Source organism: Methylobacterium sp. CB376 (genome assembly GCF_029714205.1).
Taxonomy (GTDB): domain Bacteria; phylum Pseudomonadota; class Alphaproteobacteria; order Rhizobiales; family Beijerinckiaceae; genus Methylobacterium.
This window is the reverse complement of record NZ_CP121648.1, coordinates 5184919-5206094: the sequence shown is the minus strand read 5'-3', so window position 1 is coordinate 5206094 and position 21176 is coordinate 5184919. Positions and strand designations below refer to the sequence as shown.

General features: G+C 72.5%; 17 protein-coding genes and 1 tRNA gene. 5 read left to right on the top strand and 13 right to left on the bottom strand.

Annotation, left to right across the window (positions count from 1 at the left end):
• Window positions 1-43: 43 nt before the first annotated feature.
• The 9 genes from QA634_RS23895 to QA634_RS23855 form a co-directional block, all read right to left on the bottom strand.
• Window positions 44-1447, bottom strand: coding sequence for an MFS transporter (locus QA634_RS23895; RefSeq protein ID WP_012334471.1), 1404 nt, complete (start codon window positions 1445-1447; stop codon window positions 44-46).
• A 144-nt stretch (window positions 1448-1591) separates the two neighbouring features.
• On the bottom strand, window positions 1592-2449 hold the full coding sequence (locus QA634_RS23890) for a shikimate dehydrogenase (protein ID WP_012334470.1): 858 nt from the start codon (window positions 2447-2449) through the stop codon (window positions 1592-1594).
• 122 nt (window positions 2450-2571) lie between these two features.
• The gene (locus QA634_RS23885) at window positions 2572-3489 is read right to left on the bottom strand and encodes a LysR family transcriptional regulator (protein WP_012334469.1); all 918 of its coding nucleotides are present in this window, start codon (window positions 3487-3489) and stop codon (window positions 2572-2574) included.
• A 60-nt stretch (window positions 3490-3549) separates the two neighbouring features.
• Window positions 3550-4680 (bottom strand): N-methyl-L-tryptophan oxidase, encoded by a 1131-nt coding sequence (gene solA, locus QA634_RS23880; protein WP_012334468.1) that lies wholly within the window; start codon window positions 4678-4680, stop codon window positions 3550-3552.
• Between the two features lie 154 nt (window positions 4681-4834).
• Window positions 4835-5854: a DUF4167 domain-containing protein gene (locus tag QA634_RS23875; protein ID WP_018259579.1), complete on the bottom strand. Its 1020-nt coding sequence runs from the start codon at window positions 5852-5854 to the stop codon at window positions 4835-4837.
• 381 nt (window positions 5855-6235) lie between these two features.
• The gene (gene prmC / locus QA634_RS23870; RefSeq protein ID WP_012334466.1) at window positions 6236-7123 is read right to left on the bottom strand and encodes a peptide chain release factor N(5)-glutamine methyltransferase; all 888 of its coding nucleotides are present in this window, start codon (window positions 7121-7123) and stop codon (window positions 6236-6238) included.
• A complete protein-coding gene (prfA, locus tag QA634_RS23865; protein ID WP_012334465.1) occupies window positions 7120-8199 on the bottom strand; it encodes a peptide chain release factor 1 in 1080 nt (359 codons plus the stop codon). Before prfA ends, prmC begins: the two co-directional genes overlap by 4 nt.
• 151 nt (window positions 8200-8350) lie before the next feature.
• A complete protein-coding gene (gene ptsP / locus QA634_RS23860) occupies window positions 8351-10612 on the bottom strand; it encodes a phosphoenolpyruvate--protein phosphotransferase (protein WP_026190438.1) in 2262 nt (753 codons plus the stop codon).
• 172 nt (window positions 10613-10784) lie between these two features.
• On the bottom strand, window positions 10785-12020 hold the full coding sequence (locus QA634_RS23855; protein WP_012334463.1) for an aspartate kinase: 1236 nt from the start codon (window positions 12018-12020) through the stop codon (window positions 10785-10787).
• A 195-nt stretch (window positions 12021-12215) separates the two neighbouring features.
• On the opposite strand from QA634_RS23855, the gene QA634_RS23850 reads away from it, so the two are divergent.
• From QA634_RS23850 to QA634_RS23835, 4 genes are all read left to right on the top strand, one after another.
• Entirely contained in the window at window positions 12216-13571 is a 1356-nt protein-coding gene (locus QA634_RS23850; RefSeq protein WP_012334462.1) for a glycerophosphodiester phosphodiesterase family protein, read from the top strand.
• Between the two features lie 176 nt (window positions 13572-13747).
• Window positions 13748-14497, top strand: coding sequence for a bifunctional 2-polyprenyl-6-hydroxyphenol methylase/3-demethylubiquinol 3-O-methyltransferase UbiG (gene ubiG, locus QA634_RS23845; protein WP_012334461.1), 750 nt, complete (start codon window positions 13748-13750; stop codon window positions 14495-14497).
• 31 nt (window positions 14498-14528) lie between these two features.
• A complete protein-coding gene (locus QA634_RS23840) occupies window positions 14529-15902 on the top strand; it encodes a TAXI family TRAP transporter solute-binding subunit (RefSeq protein WP_012334460.1) in 1374 nt (457 codons plus the stop codon).
• Window positions 15903-16140: 238 nt separating this feature from the next.
• Window positions 16141-16428, top strand: a complete 288-nt coding sequence (locus QA634_RS23835) for a hypothetical protein (protein WP_012334459.1) — start codon at window positions 16141-16143, stop codon at window positions 16426-16428.
• A gap of 69 nt (window positions 16429-16497) precedes the next feature.
• Here the strand turns inward: QA634_RS23835 and QA634_RS23830 are convergent, their stop codons facing one another.
• From QA634_RS23830 to QA634_RS23815, 4 genes are read right to left on the bottom strand one after another with little or no spacing between them, the layout of a single operon-like run.
• Entirely contained in the window at window positions 16498-17394 is an 897-nt protein-coding gene (locus QA634_RS23830; RefSeq protein ID WP_012334458.1) for an ABC transporter permease, read from the bottom strand.
• A 2-nt stretch (window positions 17395-17396) separates the two neighbouring features.
• The gene (locus tag QA634_RS23825; protein WP_012334457.1) at window positions 17397-18353 is read right to left on the bottom strand and encodes an ABC transporter permease; all 957 of its coding nucleotides are present in this window, start codon (window positions 18351-18353) and stop codon (window positions 17397-17399) included.
• The gene (locus QA634_RS23820) at window positions 18350-19630 is read right to left on the bottom strand and encodes an ABC transporter substrate-binding protein (protein ID WP_012334456.1); all 1281 of its coding nucleotides are present in this window, start codon (window positions 19628-19630) and stop codon (window positions 18350-18352) included. The genes QA634_RS23825 and QA634_RS23820 overlap by 4 nt, the downstream gene beginning before the upstream one ends.
• A 25-nt stretch (window positions 19631-19655) precedes the next feature.
• Window positions 19656-20645, bottom strand: a complete 990-nt coding sequence (locus tag QA634_RS23815; protein ID WP_012334455.1) for an ABC transporter ATP-binding protein — start codon at window positions 20643-20645, stop codon at window positions 19656-19658.
• Between the two features lie 198 nt (window positions 20646-20843).
• Between QA634_RS23815 and QA634_RS23810 the strand changes: the two genes are divergently transcribed.
• A tRNA-Thr gene (locus QA634_RS23810) sits at window positions 20844-20918 on the top strand.
• The last annotated feature ends 258 nt before the right edge of the window (window positions 20919-21176 follow it).

The following is a 21176-nucleotide window of genomic DNA, read 5'->3' as shown; positions in this document are numbered from 1 at the left end:
CACCGGGCGGGCGCGGAGCCTTGCCCCGCGCCCGCCCGTCGGATCAGGCGCCCGCGAGGCGGCCGCCCGAGAGTTCCTGCGCCCGCAGGCGCTCGTAATCCTGCTTGCCGAGGGGCTGCGCGCCCGGCTCGCCGAGGTCCTTCATCGGAATGCGGTAGGTCTCGCGGGCGCTGTAGGCCGCCGCCGCCGCGATCACCGTGATGCCGAAGGCGAGCGCCCCGATGGTGAGCGGGATGTTGGCCGCGCCGGGCGGCGCCACCGCGGTGAACAGGGCCGGCAGCATCGCGGTGATCGCCGTGCCGACGTTCTGGGAGATCGCCATCGCCGAGACGCGGGTCCGGGTCGGGAAGAGCTCCGGGTAGAAGCTCGGATAGACCGCGTTGTAGCCCTGGTAGACGACGCCCCACATCAGCAGGGACATCAGGATCGCGAGCGGCACGTTGTGGATGCTGATGGCGTAGAGATAGCCGAAGGACAGCAGGCCCGAGGCGAGGGCGCCCACGATGATCGGCGGGCGCCGCCCGATCCGGTCCGACAGGTTGCCGACGAAGGGGATCACCGCCACCGCCACGATGTTGCCGAGGACCGGGATCCAGAGATAGATGTCCTTCTCGAAGCCGATCCCGTAGGCCGGCTGGACCGCGTAGGCCGCGCCGAAGATCGTCGCCACGACCGGGATCACGTTCATCAGCGCCATGCAGACGACCCGTGCCATGTCGGCCGAGCTGGAGCGGAAGGCCTCGATCACCGGCGAGTGCGGGATCTCGCCCCGCGCGCCCTCCTTGGCGAAGGCGGGGGTCTCCTCGACCTCGCGGCGGATGACGAAGCCCGCCACGATCACCACGACGCTGAGCAGGAACGGGATCCGCCAACCCCAGGCATTGAACGCCTCCGCCGGCATGAAGTGGGCCAGCGGCAGGAACACGGCCGCGGCCAGGATCTGCCCCGCCTGCACGCCCTGGAGCGTGAAGCTCGCGAAGAAGCCGCGGCGGCCGAAGGGCGCGTGTTCGAGGATCATCGAGCTCGCCCCCGAGATCTCCCCGGCCACCGCGAAGCCCTGGATGAGCCGCAGGATCACCAGCAGCACCGGCGCCAGGATCCCGACCTGCTCGTAGGTCGGCAGCAGGCCGACCGCGATGGTGGAGAGGCCCATCAGGAACATGCACAGGATCAGCACGTTCTTGCGCCCGTGGGTGTCGCCCCAGTGGCCGAGCACGAAGGCGCCGATCGGCCGGCTGACGTAGCCGACGCCGTAGGTGGCGAGCGAGGCCACGATCGCCACCGTCGGGTTGCCGGCGGGAAAGAAGATCTGCGGGAAGATCAGCGATGCCGCCGTCGCGTAGATGAAGAAGTCGTAGTATTCGAGCGCGGATCCGATCCAGCCGCTCGCCGCGGCCTTCTTGGATTGCTGGCGGGTATGCGACGCCCGGTCGAGCGTGGTGGCCATCTCGGTTTCCTCCAGGTGTAGTGGTGCGGGTTTGGTTATTGTTGGTGGGCGAAGGCGGACGCCGCGTCGGAGCGGCGGCCTTCACCGAAAGAGCGCCGGTCCCGCCCGCGGCGGGACTTCACCACGGCGCGACTTGGCCGCGGCTCAGGCGGCGCGGGCCGCGATGATCGCGTCGAAGGCCCGCTCCATCGCGGCCTGCGGCGCCTCGCGGCCGGTGAACAGCCGGAACGCGTCGAGGGCCTGGTGGATCGCGAGGGCGCGGCCGGTCATGGTCGGGGCGCCGAGCGCGCGGGCCGCGGTGAGGAGCGGCGTCCAGAGCGGCGAGTAGACCGCGTCGGCCACCCACAGGTCCGGCCGCAGCAGGTGGAGGGGCACCGGCGCGTCGCGGTTCGGCAGCATGCCGATCGGCGTCCCGTTGACGAGGCCGCGCGCGCCCGCCAGCGCCTCCTCGGCACCCGCGCAGACCCGGATCTCGGCCCGCCCGTCCAGGGAGGCCGCAAGCGCCCGGGCCTTGGCCGGGTCGGTGTCGACGAGGCGGATCTCCGTGCCGGGGACGTCGCTCAGCGCCACCGCGATCGCCTTGCCGACGCCCCCCGCCCCGATCAGCGCCACCGGGCCGGCCGGGGCCGGACCGAAGGTCTGGACGAGGGCGCGGCCGAACCCGCTCGCGTCGGTGTTGTGGCCGATCAGGCGCCCGCCCTCGACCACCACGGTGTTGACCGCGCCCACCGCGCGGGCCCCCGGCGAGAGGTCGTCGAGCAGGGGAAGCACCGCCTCCTTGTACGGGAAGGTGACGTTGACGCCCGCAAAGCCGAGGTGGCGCACGCCGTCGAGCAGGCTGCGCAGCAGCCCCGCATCCGCCCCGGCGATCTCGATGAGCTGGTAATGCGCCCGCATCCCGAGCGCCTCGGCGGCCGCCTCGTGCATGGCCGGCGAGGCCGAATGCTTGATCGGCGCGCCGATCAGGCCGAGGAGGGCACGGTTCTGCTGTGATTTTGCCATGACCTGCTATGCCTCTTCAGGTCTGAATTTGCCCGGCCGGACCGGGCCTCCCTGCGGCGAGACATACTGCAGACGAGCCGGCTATCCAAAATACCAAGTTGGGCGACGATCGTAACATCATGTTACGGTCCGCCGGGCCCGGCGGCCCCTTCCGCCTCGCGCGTCATCTCCTGGCGCAGGAGGCTCACGAAGTTCGAGGCGAACAGGCTCGGGCTGCTGCCGGCCTTGGTGGCGGTCCAGGTCTGGAAGGTCGGGGCCTCGGCGATGCGCAGGACCCGGATGCCCGGGAAGGCGCCCTCCGCGATGGTGAACTGGTCGATCACCGCGATGCCGAGGCCGGCCCGGACCAGGGCGCAGACCGTGGTGCCGAAGCGCGCCCGGATGGTGATCTCGTAGGCGAGGCGCCGCTCCCGGAAGATGTCGGCCATGACGCGCCCGTAGGGGTCGTTGGGGTCGATCCCGATCAGCGGGTAGCGGACGATCTCCCGCGCCTCGATCGCGTCGCGCCCGGCGAGGGGATGGGATTCGGGCACGATGCAGAGCAGGCTGCCGCGGGCGAGGGGCTCGAAGGCGAGGCCCGGATGGTCGAGCCGGTAGCTCATCGCCACCACCTCCCCCTTGCCGAGCAGCAGGTAGTCGATCGCCTCCTCGAGCTTGAGGATGTTGATGTCGATGAGCAGCTGCGGGTGCTTGGCGCGCAGGCGCTCCACCGCGCGGGGCACCATGACGTGGCAGATGGACGGCACCGAGCCGATCAGCAGCTCCTGGCCGCTGCCGCTCTGCGTGCGGGCCACGACGTAGCGGAGATCCTCGACCCTGTCGTAGACGGCGTTGATCTGGTCGAAGACGGCGCGCGCCTGCTGCGAGGGGACGAGGCGGCCGCCCTGGCGGTCGAACAGCCGCATGCCGAGCGCGGCCTCGGTGTACTTCATCAGGCGGCTGATGCCGGGCGCCGAGACGTTGAGGAGCCGGGCCGCCCCGGCGATCGTCCCGGAGACCATGATGGCCCGGGCGACCTCGATCTGTCGCAGCGTCAGCATCCCGTCCTCCCCGGGGGCCCGCGCGGCGCGGGTCCCGCCATCCTGCCGCGCGCGGCCGGGTCAGGCGAGGCGGCCGAGGCCGAAGAGGGAGATGTCGAAGCCCGTGCGCCCGGTCGTGGCGAGGTCGGCCAGGATCTCGCCGACCACGCTGCAGAACTTGTAGCCGTGGCCCGAGCAGGGCGAGGCGACCACGACCTGGGGACAGTCGGGCAGGGTGTCGATGACGAAGTGCTCGTCGGGCGTGTTCGTGAAGAGGCAGGAGCGCAGGGCCATGGTGGGCCCGTCCGCGTGCGGGAAGTAGCGCCGCACCGCCTCCCGCAGCACCGCCTCGTCCCGGGGATGGACCTCGCGGTCGATCGCGTCGGCGGGGCCGGTCTCGCGCAGGTGGTGGTAGAGGCCGATCTTGAAGCCCGGCAGGCCCCAGACCGGGAAGCCGTAGAAGTGGCCCTCGTCGAAGAGGGCGTTGAAGACCGGGAAGCGGCCGAGCGCGAAGGCGTCCGGCATGGCGGGCTGGAACCAGCCGAGCACCTGCCGCTCGGGCACCGCGCGGCCGGCGAGGGCCGGCACGAGGTCCTGCATCCAGGCGCCCGCCGTCAGGACGAGGCGCCCGGCCTCGTAGGTGCCGCGCGCCGTGCGGACGCGCACGCCGCCCGCGACGGGTTCCCAGGACAGGGCCGGCTCCCGGGCGCGGATCTCGGCGCCCTCGGCCTGCGCCAGAGCGACGTGGGCGACGATGGCGCGCTCCGAGGCGACGAAGCCGCCCTCCGGCTGCAGCAGGGCGAGGTGGCCGGCCGGCAGCGCGTAGCCCGGGAAGCGGGCGTTGAGGTCGCGGGCGGAAAGGAGCTCGTGGGGCAGGTCGTGGATCCGGCAGGCCTCCACGGCGCCGGCGACGATCCGGCTGTCCTCCGGCCCGGCATCCACCGAGCCGGTGACGAAGAGCAGCCGCTCGCCGAAGCGCGATTCGGCCTCGCGCCAATTGGCGTAGGCGCGCCGCAGCAGCGGCACGTAGGCCGGGTCCTCGAAATAGGCGAGGCGGATGATGCGGTTGGCGCCGTGGGAGGAGCCCATGGCGTGGGGGATGTCGAAGCGCTCGAGGCCGAGCACGCGCTGGCCGCGCCGGGCGAGCTGCCAGCAGGCGGCCGATCCCATGCCGCCGATCCCGAGCACGATCACGTCGTAGGTCTGTGACACGGATACCGTCCTCATGCGCCCGCATTCCGGGCCGGGCCCCGCGGTGCCGCGCGGCTGTCCCGGCATCCCCGCCGCGGCGGGGAGGGCCGCGCCGGCGCCCGCGGGTGCCGGCCGGGAGGGGTGCCCCTCCCGGCTCACGCGGCGGTCCCGCTCCTCACTCCGACGGCGCGTCGGCCTGGGCCTTGGGCGGGAACAGGTCCGTGCCGCCCTCGGCCCCGTCCTGCGGCGCCCCCTCGTAGCGGGTGCGGCGGCGGCGGCGCGGGCGGGCGGGGGCGTCGCCGGCTTCCGAGGCGGGCGCCTGCGGTGCCTCGTCGCCCGGCGCCGCCGCGACCGGGGCGGGCGCCGGGGCCGGGCGGACCGGGTTGGTCAGGAAGGCCGGAAGCCCGGTCTCCTCGGCCGCCGGCGGATCCTGACGCGGATCCTGGCGCATCTCCTCGCGCCGCGGGCGCTCCGGCCGCTCGCGGCGTCCGCCCTCCGGCCGGGGCGCGTCGCCCTGCCGGGGCCCGTCGCGGTAACCGTCCTGGCGCGGCTCGCCGCGGAATTCCTGGCGCGGCTCGCCCTGCCTGTCGGGCCGGTCCTGCCGGTCCTGGCGCTCCGGCCGGTCCTGGCGCTCGGGCCGGTCCTGGCGCTCCGGCCGGTCCTGGCGCTCGGGCCGGTCCTGGCGCTCGTAGCGTTCCGGACGGTCCTGGCGCTGCGGCCGCTCGCGGTTCTGGAAGCGGTCGCGGCGATCCGGCTGCCGGTCGAAGCGCCCGGCGCGGTCGTCGCGGGCCTCGTAGGGCTGCGGCTGCTGGCCGGGATCGACGTACTCGTCGGCGTGGCCGTAGCCGTTCTGGGCGTAGCCGTTCGGCCCGCGCATCTCGGGACCGGCCGGGTAGCCGTTCGCCTGGGGCGAGTCGTCGTCGCCCTCGTCGTCCTCGTCGAAGGGCTGGCGGAAGCCGCCGAATTGCTGCCGGTACTGCTCGTTCGCGGCGGCGATGATGCGGTGGTAATGCTCGCCGTGCTGGAAGTAGTTCTCCGCCATCACCGGATCGCCGTTGGCCTGCGCGTCGCGCGCGAGCTGGGCGTACTTCTCGGCGATGTGCTGGGCCGTGCCGCGGATCTTGACGTCGGGACCGTTGGATTCGTAGGCCCGGGTGAGCGGATTCGGGCCTTTGTTGCGGTTGCGGCCACGCATACGCCGGTTCTGGTTTGGTCTCATCGGTCTCGACTGACCCTCGTTCGACGACAACTCAAGGGGACTCGACTGAGCGATCGGTCCGTCTGCGGTGATCCGGCCAGGCCAGGAGCCCGTCCGCGATCCCGCGACGATGTCCGTCGTTCACTGCACATCCGCGGGCTCACGCAGGTTTGGGTCGCCCAGCGATTGTCAGATACGGACCACCGAACCGGACCGCTTCGTGCCCCTTGGTCTGTCCGGTGGGGAAGATCGTCCAAGGTCCGCGCCTGGAGAAGAGGTCTCACCTTTGCCAGGCTGGCTTACCGGACCATTCGCGATCTGCGCGAGGACGTTAGCGGGTTCGGCCGCAGGAGCCAAGCGAAATCAGAGGCAACGGCATCAGGAACCAGAGGAATCCGGTTCGCGGGCCAGCAATGCGGCCCGCGGATGGCCGGCGAGGTCGCGCCGGACGACCACGACCCGCAATCCCGCAGCCTCCGCCAAGTGACGCAGCGCCTCCTCCTGATCGTAGCCGATCTCCACGACCAGATGTCCCCCCGGGGCCAGGAAGTCCGCCGCCTGCGCGAGAATGACGCGGTAGCAGTCAAGTCCATCGGCGCCGCCGTCGAGGGCGAGGCGGGGATCGTGGTCGCGCACCTCGGGGGCGAGGCCCGGGATGAGGTTCGCGGCGATGTAGGGCGGATTCGCGACCGCGACGTCGAATCGGCCGGCCAGGGCGGCGGCCCAGTCGCCCCGCAGCCAGGCCGCGCGGGCCCCGACGCCGTTCCGGGCGGCGTTGGCCCGCGCGGTGCGGAGGGCTTCGAGGGAGAGGTCGATTCCGACGCCCTCCGCGCGCGGCCACTCGCTGAGGAGCGCCACGAGGAGGCAGCCCGAGCCGGTGCCGAGGTCGAGGAGGCGCAGGGCCGCGTCTCGGGGATGGCCGAGGTCCAGGGCCGCCTCGACCAGGGTCTCGGTGTCCGGCCGCGGCACCAGGGTGTCCGGGGAGAGGCGGAAGGGCAGGCCCCAGAATTCCCAGGCGCCGAGGATCCGGGCCACCGGCTCGCCCGAGGCCCGCCGCCGCAGGGCCGCCGACAGGCTGCGCGCCTGCGCCTCGTCGAGGGGCCCATCCGCGCCCAGGAGGAGGTCGACCCGGCTCACGCCCAGGGTCTCGGTCAGGATCAGGCGCGCGTCGAGGGCGGCGGTCGCGATCCCGCACCCGGCGAGGTAGGCGCTCGCCCGACCGAGCGCGGCGGAGAGGCCGAGGCCGCCCGGCACCGGCTCGCTCACCCGAGCCCCTCCGCGGCGAGGAGCGCGGCCTGGTGCTCGGTCACCAGGGCGTCGACGAGTTCGTCGAGGGCGGTCCCGGCCAGCACCTCCTCCAGCTTGTAGAGGGTCAGGTTGATGCGGTGATCCGTGACCCGCCCCTGCGGGAAATTGTAGGTGCGGATGCGCTCGGAGCGGTCGCCGCTGCCGACCTGGGCCCGGCGGTCGGCGGCGCGGGCCGCGTCCTTCTGGCTCCGCTCCTGCTCGTAGAGCCGCGCGCGCAGCACCGCCATCGCGCGGGCGCGGTTCTTGTGCTGGGAGCGCTCCTCCTGGACGAAGACCACGATGCCGCTCGGGATGTGGGTGATGCGGATGGCCGATTCGGTCTTGTTGACGTGCTGGCCGCCCGCGCCCTGGGCCCGCATCGTGTCGATCTTGAGGTCGGCCTCGTTGACGTGGATGTCCACCTCCTCGGCCTCGGGCAGCACCGCCACGGTGGCCGCGGAGGTGTGGATGCGCCCCTGCGTCTCGGTCTCGGGCACGCGCTGCACCCGGTGGGCGCCGCTCTCGAATTTCAGCCGCGCGAACACGCCCCGGCCCTTCACCTCGGCGACCACCTCGCGGTAGCCGCCCATCGTGCCCGGGCTCTCGGACACGACCTCGATCTTCCAGCCCTTGAGGTCGGCGTAGCGGGCGTACATGCGCAGCAGGTCGCCCGCGAACAGCGCGGCCTCGTCGCCGCCGGTGCCGGCCCGGATCTCCAGGATCGCGCTCTTCTCGTCGGCGGCGTCCTTGGGCAGCAGCATGATCTGCAGCGCCTTGGCGGCGGCGTCGCGGGCCGCCTCGACCTCCGGCTTCTCCTCGGCGGCGAGCGCCCGCATCTCGGGGTCGCCCTCCTGCAGCATGGCCTCGACGCCGCGCAGCTCGGCCTCGGCGGCGCGGTAGGCGCGGATCGCCGCCACGACGTCGTCGAGGTCCGAGAGCTCGCGCGAGAGCTGGACGAAGCTCTCGGAATCGGCCTCGCCGGCGCTCAGCGTCGCCGTGACGATGTCGTGCCGCGCCAGGATGGCGTCCAGTCTGTCGGAAGGTATCGCAATCATCGCCGGGGATATGGGCTCGATCCGGGCCGGATTCAGCCGGCAGCGGCCGCTTGCGCCGAAGCGCGGACCGCAGGCGTATAGCAGGTCTGCGCCGGCTGACGAGGCGGCGCAGGGGGGGAGGAGCCTTGCACTTTCCGCGGAGCGCCGGGCCTCAGACCGGGATGCCATGCGCCTCCGCGTAGGCGGCGAGGGCCGGCCGCAGGGAGGTGCCGTTGCCGGTGCGGGCGATCTCCGCCCGCAGGAAGGCGCCGACCTCGGCCGCGTTGACGTTCAGCACCATCGCCTTCACGGGCCCGATCGAGGCCGGCGACATCGAGAGCGCCCGGTAGCCGAGGCCGATCAGCGCCAGCGCCTCCAGGGGGCGGCCGCCGATCTCGCCGCAGACCGTGACCGGAGTCCCGGCCGCGTCCGCCCGCTCGGCGATGAGCCCGAAGGCGCGCAGGGCCGCCGCGCAGAGCGGGTCGAAGCGGTTGGCGACCTGCCGGTTCTCGCGGTCCACCGCGAACAGGAACTGCATCAGGTCGTTCGAGCCCACCGAGAGGAAGTCGGCGGCGGCCGCGATCTCGTCCATCTGGAACAGGAGCGAGGGCACCTCGACCATGACGCCGAGCCGGCACTCGGAGGGGAGCGCGTGGCCGTGGCGGGAGAGGTGGGCCTTCTCGCGCTCGACGATCGCCTTGGCGCGCACGAACTCGTCCACCGTCGCGACCATCGGGAACATGATCTTGAGGGGCCGCCCGCCCGCCGCCTTGAGCAGGGCGCGCAGCTGCATGCGCAGCAGGCCGGGCCGGTCGAGGCCGATGCGGATTGCCCGCCAGCCCAGCGCCGGGTTCTCCTCCTCGGGCCCCTTCATGTAGGGCAGGATCTTGTCGCCGCCGATGTCGAGGGTGCGGATGGTGACCGGCAGGTCGCCCGCCGCGGCGTAGACCGCCTCGTAGAGGCTCTGCTGCTCGGCCGCCGAGGGCATGCGCTCGGCCACCATGAATTGCAGCTCGGTGCGGAACAGCCCGACGCCCTGCGCCCCGGTCTCCTGCAGATGCGACATGTCGACCAGGAGGCCGGCATTGAGCTGCAGGGCGACCTCGACGCCGTCGCGGGTCACCGAGGGCAGGTCGCGCAGGGCGCGGTACTGCTCCTGGCGGCGGGCGCGCAGCCGCGCCTTCTCCCCGTAGGCCGCCTCCACCTCCGGGCCGGGGCGGATCTGCACCTCGCCCGCGCCGCCATCGACGATGATCGCGTCGCCCGCCTCGACGAGCGCGGTGGCGTTGGCGACCTCGCCCACCGCCGGGATGCCGAGCGCGCGCGCCACGATGGCGATGTGGCTGGTCGGCCCGCCCTCCTCCAGGACCACGCCGCGCAGCCGCGCCCGGTCGTAGTCGAGCAGGGCGGCCGGGCCCATGGAGCGGGCGACCAGGATCGCGTTCTCGGGCAGCGAGCCCTGGGCGGTGCCCTGGCTGCCGACGAGCTGGCGCAGCAGCCGGTTGGCAAGGTCGTCGAGGTCGTGCAGGCGCTCGCGCAGGTAGGGGTCGCTCTGGCGCAGCATGCGGGCGCGGTTGTCGGACTGGACCCGCTCCACCGCCGCCTCGGCGGTGAGGCCCGAGAGCACCGCCTCGCGCATGCGCCGCAGCCAGCCCTGGTCGTGGGCGAACATCCGGACCGTCTCCAGCACCTCGCGGTGCTCGCCCGCCCCGGCCACGTCCCCGCGCTCGACGAGGTCGTCGATGGCCGAGCGCACCTCGGCGATCGCCGCGTCGAGGCGGGCGACCTCGCGCTCGACGTTCTCGGCGATCAGGTTCTTCACCACGATGCGCGGCTCGTGCAGGACCACGTGGCCGAGCCCGACGCCGTCCGCCAGCGCGACGCCGGACTGGCTCAGCGCCCGGCGCGAGGCGCTGACCGTGCCTGGCGAGAGGGCCTGCAGCTCCCCGGAGGCGAGCATCTCGGCGAGCACCATCGCGGTGGTCTGGAGGGCCTCGATCTCCTCCTCGGAATAGACCCGGTAGGTCCGGTTCTGGACCACCAGCACGCCCATCGTGTTGCCGGCGCGCAGGAGCGGCACGCCCAGGAAGGCGTGGTAGATCTCCTCGCCGGTCTCGGGCCGGTACGAGAAGGCCGGGTGCGACTGGGCGTCCGAGAGCGAGAGCGGCTCGGCCGTGGCGGCGATCAGGCCGACCAGGCCCTCGCCGGCCCGCATCTTGGTGAGGTGGACCGCCTCGCGGTTGAGGCCCTCGGTGGCGAAGAGCTCCAGCATGCCGTCGTCGCGCAGCACGTAGACCGAGCAGACCTCGGCCACCATGTTGGCGGCGATGATCACGACGATGCGGTCGAGGCGCGCCTGGGCGCTGACCGGCTCCGCCATGGCTTCACGGAGGCGGCGCAGAAGCAGGCGCGGGCCTCCAGGCGCAGCGGGCATCGTCTCGACTTCCACCCCTTGAGCGGGCCTGGCCCGGTGCAGTGCAACCGGAAGACGCCGGCGCGAGCGGTGCGGCCGGACCGGCCCTGTCACGGCCGTATAGCGAGTCCCGCGCCCGCCGGGCAAGCGCCGCGTCCCCGCGGCGGCCCGGTTCGGGCGAAAGTCGCAGGGGTCAGGCGCGATCGAGGCCGTAGAGCGCGTGCAGGGTGCGCACCGCCAGCTCCGTGTAGGCGGCGTCGATCAGCACCGAGAACTTGATCTCCGAGGTGGTGATCGCCCGGATGTTGATGCCCTTGTCGGCCAGCGCCCGGAAGGCCTTGGCGGCGACGCCGGCGTGGCTGCGCATGCCGACGCCGATCGCCGAGATCTTCACCACGTCGGTGGCGCCCTCGATGCGCTCGAACTCGATCGTTCCGGCCTGCGCGTCGAGGATCGCCCGCGCCCGCTCGTAATCGCCCGCCGGCACCGTGAAGGTCATGTCGGTGGTCGCGCCGTCGCCCGACACGACCTGGATGATCATGTCGACGTTGATGTTGGCGTCGGCGAGCGGGCCGAAGATGGCGGCCGCGATGCCGGGCTTGTCCTTCACCCGGCGGAGCGTGATCTGGGCCTCGTCCTTCGAGAAGGCGATGCCCGTGATGATCTGCTGTTCCACGATGTCGTCCTCGTCGCAGATGAGGGTGCCGGGGCGGGCGTCGTCGGGGTCGTCGAAGGAGGAGCGGACGGTGGTCGGCACCCGGTGCACCATGGCCAGCTCGACCGAGCGCACCTGCAGCACCTTGGCCCCCAGGGAGGCCATCTCCAGCATCTCCTCGAAGGCGACGCGCTCGAGCCGCCGCGCCTTCGGCACGACCCGCGGATCGGTGGTGTAGACCCCGTCCACATCCGTGTAGATGTCGCAGCGCTCGGCCCCGATCGCCGCCGCCACCGCGACCGCGCTGGTGTCCGAGCCGCCGCGGCCGAGGGTGGTCAGGCGACCGCTCTCCGGATGGATGCCCTGGAAGCCGGCGATCACCGCGACCTCGCCATGCCGGAAGCCGGCATCGAGCCGGGCGCCGTCGATCCGGGCGATCCGGGCCGAGCCGTGCTGGTCGGAGGTCTCGATCGGGATCTGCCAGCCCTGCCACGAGCGGGCCGGGATGCCCATCTGGGCGAGCACGATGGCGAGGAGGCCCGAGGTGACCTGCTCGCCCGAGGCCACGACGGCGTCGTACTCGGACTGGGGGTAGAGGGGCGAGGCGTCCTTGCACCAGGCCACGAGCTCGTTGGTCTTGCCGGCCATCGCCGAGACCACGACCGCCACCTCGTAGCCCGCCCGCACCTCGCGGGCGACGTGGCGGGCGACGTTGCGGATGCGGTCGACCGTGGCGACGGACGTGCCGCCGAACTTCATCACCAGGCGGGGCATGGGACCCAAGGACGGTTGCCGGGGCGGGCGGCGCGGGGCCGCGGCGGAATTCCGGGGCCGGTAAACGCGGGGGCAGACCCTGTCAATGCGGCGGGCCGCGAAAGCGGCAGGGCGGCGGACCGCGAAGGCGGCCGGGTCACGCCCCCGTCACCGGGCCGGCTTAGATGCGGCCTGCCCCCGCGGGAGAGACACGCGATGCCGCTTCGACCCCTTCGATCCGCCCTGCGGCGCCTCTGCGGCGCCGGCCTCCTGGTTCCGCTCGGCCTCGGCCTGGCCTCGGCCGCCGAGCTCCCGACCCTCGACGGCCGCCCGCCCCTGGTGATCGGCCATCGCGGCCTGCCGGGCCTGGTGCCGGAGGAGACCGCCCCCTCCTACGAACTCGCCGCCCATCTGGGAGTGGACGCCTTCGAGGAGGATCTGCACCTCACCAAGGATTGCGTGCTCGTCGCGCGGCACAATCCCTGGCTCGGCGACAACACCGACATCGCCGAGGTCGCCCGCACCAACCCGGAGGTGGCGCGCCGCCGCCGCACCGTGCCCGGCCGCCTCGTCAGGGTGGCGTGGCCGGCGCGGCCGGATTCCGGCCCGGAGACCTACCTCACCGACCTCACCGACCCGGCCGATCCGACCTCGGTGCTGCGCTCCCTCGTGGTCGACGGGGAGGACCATACCGGGGATTGGTCGATCACCGACTTCACCCTGGCGGAACTGAAGGCCTGGATCGGCGGCACGACCTACGATGCCCGCACCGAGCGCCCCAAGACCCTGAACGGCAAGTTCCCGATCCTCAGCTTCCAGGAGATCATCGATCTCGCTAGGGCCGAGAGCGCCCGCACCGGCCGCGCGATCGCGGTCTATCCCGAGACCAAGAACCCGACCTGGAACAACGCCCAGGCCCGGGCCAACGGCTGCCCGGGCGAGCGCCCGCTCGAGGATGCGCTCCTGCGGATCGTGGAGGCGAACGGCCTCAACGCCAAGACGGCGCCGCTCTTCGTGCAGAGCTTCGAGCCCAGCAGCCTGAAGTACTTGGCCGCGCATGGGCTGAAGGCCCGGGTGGTTCAGCTCATCGACGGCGACGGCGTCGACCTGCGCACCGGCGCGGTCACCTACGCGAGCATCACGGAGGGCCGGCCCTACGACTGGACCCTCGCGGGCGACCCGCGCTGGTTCGGCGCCATGCTGAGCCCGGCCGGCCTCGCCGAGATCCGCACCTACGCGGACGGGATCGGCCCCTGGAAGCCGCAGGTGCTGCCGCTGCGGATCGCGCCCTGGCCGGAGCGCAACCCGGACGGCACGCCCTTCAAGGGCGCGACGCCGCAGGCGCGGCTCCTCGCCCCGACCTCCCTGATCGCGGACGCGCACGCGGCCGGCCTGTTCGTCCACGTCTTCACCTTCCGCAACGAGGCCAAGTACCTGGCGGCGGATTTCGGCGGCGACCCGGCGGCGGAGTACCTCGCCTTCTACCGGCTCGGGGTCGACGGGGTGTTCACCGACTTCACCCACACGGCCGTGGCGGCCCGCGCGGCCTTCCTGGGCCGGTCCGGGCACTGAGCCGGGCCGGGGCCGCGCGGCGCCGTTGGTGCGCGGCCCCCGATGCGCTGAGCAGAACGGCATCGGGCCATTCTGCTTGGTCGCTTGTGCCCGCATCATTTTTCGCCGCCGAACCGGTGACCCCTTCGGCGAATGATGCTTAGGTCGAGGCGGATGCCGCCTGGAGCCTGCCGCGCATGAGCGCACCGACCGGACCCTCGATCGACGCCAGGGAAGTCGCCCGCTTCGAGCGCATCGCCGCGACGTGGTGGGACGAGGCGGGGCCGATGCGGGTGCTGCACCGCTTCAACCCGGTGCGCCTCGCCTATATCCGCGACGCGGCGTGCCGGCACCACGGCCGCGACCCGCTCGGCCCCGAGCCCCTGGCGGGCCTCACCCTGGTCGATATCGGCTGCGGCGGCGGCGTGCTGTCGGAGCCGCTGGCGCGGCTCGGCGCCCGCGTCACCGGGCTCGACCCCGCGCCGACCAACATCCGGGTGGCCAAGGCCCATGCCGAGGAGGCCGGCGTGCCGGTCGATTACCGGCCCCAGACCATCGAATCCGTCGTCGCGGCGGGCGAGCGCTTCGACCTCGTCGTGGCGATGGAGGTGGTGGAGCACGTCGCCGACATGGCCTCCTTCGTGCGCACGGCCTGTGCGGCGGTGCGCCCCGGGGGGCTGTTCTTCGCCGCCACCATCAACCGCACGATGCGCTCCTTCGCCCTGGCGATCGTGGGCGCCGAGTACGTGCTCGGCTGGCTGCCGCGCGGCACCCACGATTGGGAGAAGTTCGTCACGCCCGAGGAGCTCGCCCGGGCGGTGGAGAGCGGTGGCCTCGTGGTCGCGGACACGACCGGGGTGGTCTACCATCCCCTGAGCGGACGCTGGTCGGCCGCCCGCGACACCGCGGTGAACTACATGATCACGGCGGAGCGCCCCGCCGCCTGAGGGCGCGCGAGGGGGCCATCGGCGAGGTGCCATGCCCAGGCTTCGCTTCGGCCGGGAACTGCTCTTCCTGATCGTCGCGGTGCTGCTCGCCGCCGGCGGCGTCCTCGCGAGCCTGCTCACCCGGGCGACGGTGCTGACGGTCGCGGTCGCCCCGAGCGGCGGGACCGAGCCGGCCCTGCTGCGCGCCTATGCCGAGGCGCTGGCCGTGAACCGCCGCGGCCTGCAGCTGACTATCCTGCCCTTCGACGGGGTGCGGGAGAGCGCGCTGGCGCTGCAGGAGGGGCGGGCCGACCTCGCGGTGGTGCGGCCCGACATCCTGATGCCGGGCAACGGCCTCACCCTCGCGGTGCTGCGCAGCCAGGCGGTCATGGTGGCGGTGCCCGAGCCCTCCCCGATCAAGGCGCTCCCGGACCTCGCCCGCAAGCGGCTCGGCCTCCTGGCCGACCGGGTCTCGGACCGCGACGTGGTCCGGCGGGTGCTGGAGCATGCCGGCCTCGCCCCGGTCGAGAACCCGGCCCCCGGCATGCCGGCCCCGGGCAGCGTCGGGCTGGTGCCGGTCCAGGAGCAGGACCTCGCCGCCTTCCTGGCCGAGAAGCGCATCGACGCGGTGATCCTCCTCACCACCCCGACGACCGCGGCGGCCCAGCGCATCCTGCGCGTCGTCCAGGCGGCCGGGCGCGCCCGCAAGGCGCGGCTGATCGGGGTCGAGGACGGCGCGGCCCTCACCGAGCGCGATCCGCGCCTGCAGGCCGTCACGGTGCCGGCCGGCCTCTTCCCCGGCACGCCGGGCCTGCCCGCGGAGGACCTCGCGACGGTCGGCACCTCCTACCGGCTGATGGCCCGCGCCAGCCTGCCGCGACCCGCCGCCGCGGAGGTCACCCAGCACCTGTTCGAGCTGCGCGGCCTGCTCGCCCAGACGGTGCCGGCCGCGAACGCCGTCGCGGCGCCCAGCTACGAGACCAACGCGGAGGCGACCAGCGCGCGCCTGCCGATCCACCCGGGCGCCATCGACTATTACGAGCGCGAGCAGCAGAGCCTGATCGAGCGCTACGAGACCTGGATCTACCTCGTCGCGCTGCTCGGCGGCGGGCTCGGTTCGGCCGGGGCGTGGCTGCGCCAGCGACTGATGCGCATGCGCCGCGAGCGGGTCGAGGTCGCGACCCGCCGGCTGCTGCAGATCCGCTCGGAGGCGCGCCGCAGCAGCGACCGGGCCGCCCTCGACGGGATGGCGGCCGAGATCGACGATCTCGCGGGCAACATCGCCCGCTACGCCCTCAGCCGCCCGACGGAGGTCCGCACCATGACGGCGGCCACGATCGCGATCGACGCCGCGCGCTCGACCGTTCGCCGCGCCCGCGACGGGGCCGGGGATCCGCCCCGGCCGGGCCTGCGGGCGGTCGAGTGATCCGCCGTCCGGACGTGATCGTCCGGACGGCGGATCACAAGCCCGCGCGGCGCGTGAGCGACGCCGACATCCGCATTGCCGAAATGGGAGATGGCGAAGCCATCAACCGGATGTCGGATGATGCCCCGCCCGCGGGCAGCCGCGGCACTTTCCGGAAGCTCAGCCGTTGTTCCCGTGAGGGGACGCCCGCCGGGCAGGCGGGACGTGCCCCCGCCGCGACCTCGCTCGGAGCTTCGACATGATCAGGCCTGTCCTCTCCCTCCTCTCGGCCGCCCTGGTCCTCGGCGCGCTCGCGGGCGCCGCAGAGGCCCAGGGCATTCCCGGCGGGATCCGCCGCGGCGCCGCCGAGGGCGACCGCGTCGCCGGCCCGATCGGCGGGATCGTCGGCGGGGCGGTGGGCGGCGCCGTGGGCGGCGTCAACGGCGTGCTCGGCATCGATCCGGGACGCAGGGCCTACCGCACGGGCCTCTCCGGGCGGCGCCACCACCACGCCCGCCCCTATCGCCACCGCCGGTCCTATCGCTGAGCGGGCCGCCCGGAGCCCGCGGGCGGCGTCGCCCCGAGCCTCGGCTTCCCGCGGCGGGATCGGCGGCGCTCAGGCGCCCGGCCGCAGGCTGCGGCGGGCGCGGCGGCGCTGGAGCCAGGTGAAGGCCGAGGCGGCGAGCGCGATCACCGCCAGGGAGACCCCGGTCGTGACCGTGCCGAGGGCGTAGATCTCGGGCGTCGTCACCGTGGTGGTCAGGCCCTGGAGTTCGAGCGGCAGGGTGTTGCGGCCGCCGATCGCCTGGCTGGTGCGCGCCAGCTCGTCCCAGGACAGGGTGAAGCCGAACAGGGCGACGCCGACGAGCGAGGGTAGGATGATCGGAACCACGACGTGGAGGAGGGTGCGCGGCCCGCTCGCGCCGAGATCCCGCGCCGCCTCCTCGTAGGCCGGGTCGAAGCGGTTGAACACCGCGAACATGATCAGGAGCCCGAAGGGCAGGGTCCAGGTCAGGTGCGCGCCGAGCGCCGAGGTGAACAGGCCCATGATCGTGCCGTGCTCCTGCAGCGCGGCCCAGCCGGTCGCGGCGGCGAGCGCCTTGATCGCCTCGTCGGCGAGGCGGAACTCGAGGCCGATCCCCAGCGAGACCACGATCGAGGGCACGATCAGGCTCGCCACCGCCGTGTAGAACAGCGGGCCCTGGCCGCGGAACCCCTTGCGGAAGGCGAGGCCGGCGAAGAAGGCGATGGCCACCGTGAGGCCCATCACCGCGACGCCGAGGGCCAGCGAGCGCCGGAAGGCCGCCCAGATGTCGACGACGCCGAGCCCCGCCCAGAGCCGCGCGAACCAGTGGGTCGAGACCCCGCTCAGCGGGAAGGTGAGGCCGCCCTGCGGGCCCTGGAAGCTCAGGACCAGGATCGTCAGGGTCGGCCCGTAGAGGAACAGCACGAACAGGCCGAAGAACCCGGCCAGCAGGTAGAAGGAGAGGGGGCGCGGACCGTCGCGGACCATGGTCAGAGCTCCCGCCGCAGGTCGATCAGGCGCGTGAGCCCGACGATCATCAGGATGACGGCGCCGAGCAGGACGACCGCGTTGGCCGCCGCGGCCGGGAATTGCAGGTAGGCCATCTGCACCTGGATGACCTTGCCGACCGAGGCGATCTGCTGGCCGCCCATGACCCCGACGGTGACGAAGTCGCCCATCACCAGGGTTAGCACGAAGATCGACCCGATCGCGATGCCGGGCTTCGCCAGCGGGACGATCACGGTCCAGAGGATCTGCCACGCGCCCGCCCCGGCGTCCCGCGCCGCCTCGATGAGCGCGCGGTCGATGCGCATCATCGAGTTGAAGATCGGCACGATCATGAAGACCGTGTCGAGGTGGATGAAGGCGAGCACGACCGCGAAGTCGGAGTAGAGCAGCCCCTCCAGGGGCTTGGCGGTGAGGCCGAGGCCCATCAGGGCGTCGTTGACGAGGCCGTTGCGGCCGAGCAGCGGGATCCAGGCGATCATCCGGATCACGTTCGAGGTCCAGAACGGGATGGTGCAGATCAGGAACAGCACCGTCTGCATGGCGCTGGTGCGGACGTGGAAGGCGACGAAGTAGGCCACCGTGAAGCCGATCGCCAGGGTGAAGGCCCAGGCGAGCAGGCAGAACTTCAGGGTCGAGAGGTAGGTCCGGAAGGTGGTGCAGAGGTCGCCGCCGGAGAAGCAGCCGTCGAACACGTCCGCGTAGTTCTGCAGCGTGAAGGCCGGGATGATCTCGTACTCGTTGTATTCCCAGAAGCTGACGATCAAGGTGAGCGCCAGCGGCACCACGAAGAAGACCAGGAAGACCAGCGCCAGGGGGGCGGCCTGCAGGGTGGCGAGGCGGCGCTGGCGCCGCCCCTCCTCGGCGAGCCCGGGCGCCGCGGCGGCGGGCGCCGCAGCCACCTCGGGCAGGGGGATCGCGCGCTCTGCCGCCGGGTTCATGCGGCGATGAACTCGTTCCACTTGCGGACCATGTAGGTGTTCTCGTCCATGACCGAGTTCCAGCACGCCACCGCGCCCATGCGCTCGGCGAAGGAGCCGCCGTCGCGCAGGGCGCCGGCCTTCTCCAGCACGGTGCCGTCCGGGGCCTTGATGTCCTTCTCGGCCGGCTTGCCCTCCATCCAGTAGGCCCACTCGTAGGGCTCCATCTCGGCCTTGGCGGTCTCCAGCACGGCCGAGTAGTAGCCCTGGCGGTTGAGGTAGGCGCCGGCCCAGCCCGACAGGAACCAGTTGATGAAATCGTAGGCTGCGTCGAGCTTCCGGCCGGTCAGGGTCTTGGGGAGTCCGAAACCGGCGGCCCAGGCCCGGTAGCCCTCCTTCAGCGGCTGGTAGGTGCAGGACACGCCCTGCGAGCGCACCTTGGTGACGGCGGGGGACCACATCGACTGGATCACCGTCTCGCCGGAGGCCATCAGGTTCACGGATTCGTTGAAATCCTGCCAGAAGGCCCGGAATTGCCCGGCCCGCTTGGCCTCGATCAGCACCTTCATGGTGCGGTCGATCTCGGCCTTGGTCATGTTGCCCTTGTCGGGATAGGTGTATTCGCCCATCGCCTCGACCACCATGGCGGCGTCCATGATCCCGATCGACGGGATGTTGAGGATCGAGGCCTTGCCCTTGAATTCGGGGTTGAGCAGCTCCTTCCAGCTCGAGATCGGCCGCTTGATCAGGTCGGGCCGGATGCCGAGCGTGTCGGCGTTGTAGGTGGTCGGGATCAGGGTGATCCACTCGGTCGGCGCGCCGGCGAACTTCGTCGCGGTCTGGCCTTCGAGGTAGAACACCTTCTTGGGCGCGGTGCCTTGGTCGCCGATCGCCTTGCCGTTCAGCTCGCCCTTGGTGAACACGGTGGTGATCTTGTCGGCGTACTTGATCCGGCGGGCGTCCATGCCGACCAGGTTGCCGGACGGGATCAGCTTCCTGAGGCTGAAATACTCGGAATCGACGATGTCGAAGGAGTTCGGCTGAGTGACGACCCGCTTCGATACCTCGTCGGTGACGACCGGTATGTACTCGATGGTGATGCCGAGATCCTCCTTCACCTTGCGGGCGATGTCGGCGCTCTGGTTCACGGCGGTGCCGAGATAGCGCAGGGTCACGGGCTCGGCCGCGATGATGGAGGGAAAGCCCGTGACGGCGCCGCTGCCCGCGGCGGCGCCGGCGGCCGCGCCCGCGAGGAGGCCGCGCCGGGTCAGGCCCGTCTGCTTCGTCGAGTCGGTCATCCGTGTCTCCCCTGTATGCGACGTGTCAGGCGTCGAGGCGGTGGGCTTCCTCGGCCGACCAGCCGAGCCGGACCTCGTCCCCGGGCGCGAGGGGGAGGCGGGCGAAGGCGCGGTCGCTGAGGATGGCGGTGAGCGGCGTCCCGGCCTCCGTGGCGAGGCTCTCCGCCTCCAGGCCGAGATGGACGGTGCTGCCCTGGTACTCGACCGCGACGACGCGGGCCGGGACGGCGTCCGGGCCGGCCTCCGGGCCGAGCCGCATCCGGTCGGCGCGCACCGCGATGCGCCGGTCGGGCAGGGCGATCACGTTGTGCCCGCCGATGAAGCGGGCGACGAAGGCGGTGGCGGGCCGCTCGAACACGGTGCGCGGGTCGGCGGCCTGCTCGATGCGGCCGCCATTCATCACCACGACGAGGTCGGAGAGCGCCATCGCCTCCTCCTGGCTGTGGGTGACGTGCACGAAGGTGATGCCCAGCTCGGCCTGGATCCGCTTGAGCTCGGCCCGCATCCGCACGCGCAGGAATGGGTCGAGGGCCGAGAGCGGCTCGTCGAGGAGCAGCACCTTGGGGCCGGTGACGAGGGCGCGGGCCAGCGCCACCCGCTGCTGCTGGCCGCCGGAGAGCTGGGCCGGCAGGCGCCCGGCGAGCGCCTCCATCTGGACGAGGCGCAGCATCGCCTCGGCGCGGCGGTGGCGCTCGGCCCTCGGCACCCCGCGCATGCGCAGCCCGAAGGCGACGTTGTCCCGGCAGGTGAGGTGGGGGAAGAGCGCGTAGCTCTGGAACATCATGGCGGTGCCGCGCCGGGCCGGCGGCAGGTCGCCGACCGCCCGCGGCCCGATCACGACGTCGCCGCGCGTCACGGTCTCGTGGCCGGCGATCATGCGCAGCGTCGTGGTCTTGCCGCAGCCGGAGGGGCCGAGCAGGCAGCAATAGGAGCCGGAGCGGATCTTCAGGTCGATGGCGTCCACCGCCAGCGTGGCGCCGTACCGCTTGGTCAGGCCGACGAGTTCGATGTCCATGCGCTCTCCCCCGCGCCGCGCCCGCTTCGCAGGGAGAAGGTTGCAAGGCTCAGGCCAGGGTGGTGCCGGGGTTTCGGCCGATTGCTGCGACGCGGCGATTGCATTGGCCGCGTCGATCCGCTAAAGCCCCACCCGTGTTCGGCGCAACCGCCGCGGCGGGGCTCTCGGGCCTCCCGGACCGGGGCCGAACCGGGGTTTGCCGTTGTAGCTCAGTGGTAGAGCGCGTCATTGGTAATGACGAGGTCGGGAGTTCAATCCTCCCCAGCGGCACCAGACACTTAGCTCAAAAGTCCGCTCTCCTGGATCGAAGCCGGGTAACGCTGCGGGTAACAGCTCGGACCCGTTCTGTAGAAGGCGAATCGGTCCAATTTGCCGCGCCTAAACGAGTGGCCCACCCCACATCCTGTCAGCCTCCGCGCTCGTGAGCGGAACGCCCGCGGCCCAGAGGGGCACCGGAGCCTGCTGCCGCGCCTTGCTGCCGGCGCACCTCTCATCGATGAGGTAGTGCCAACTGGCGGTCGGGTTGCCGCG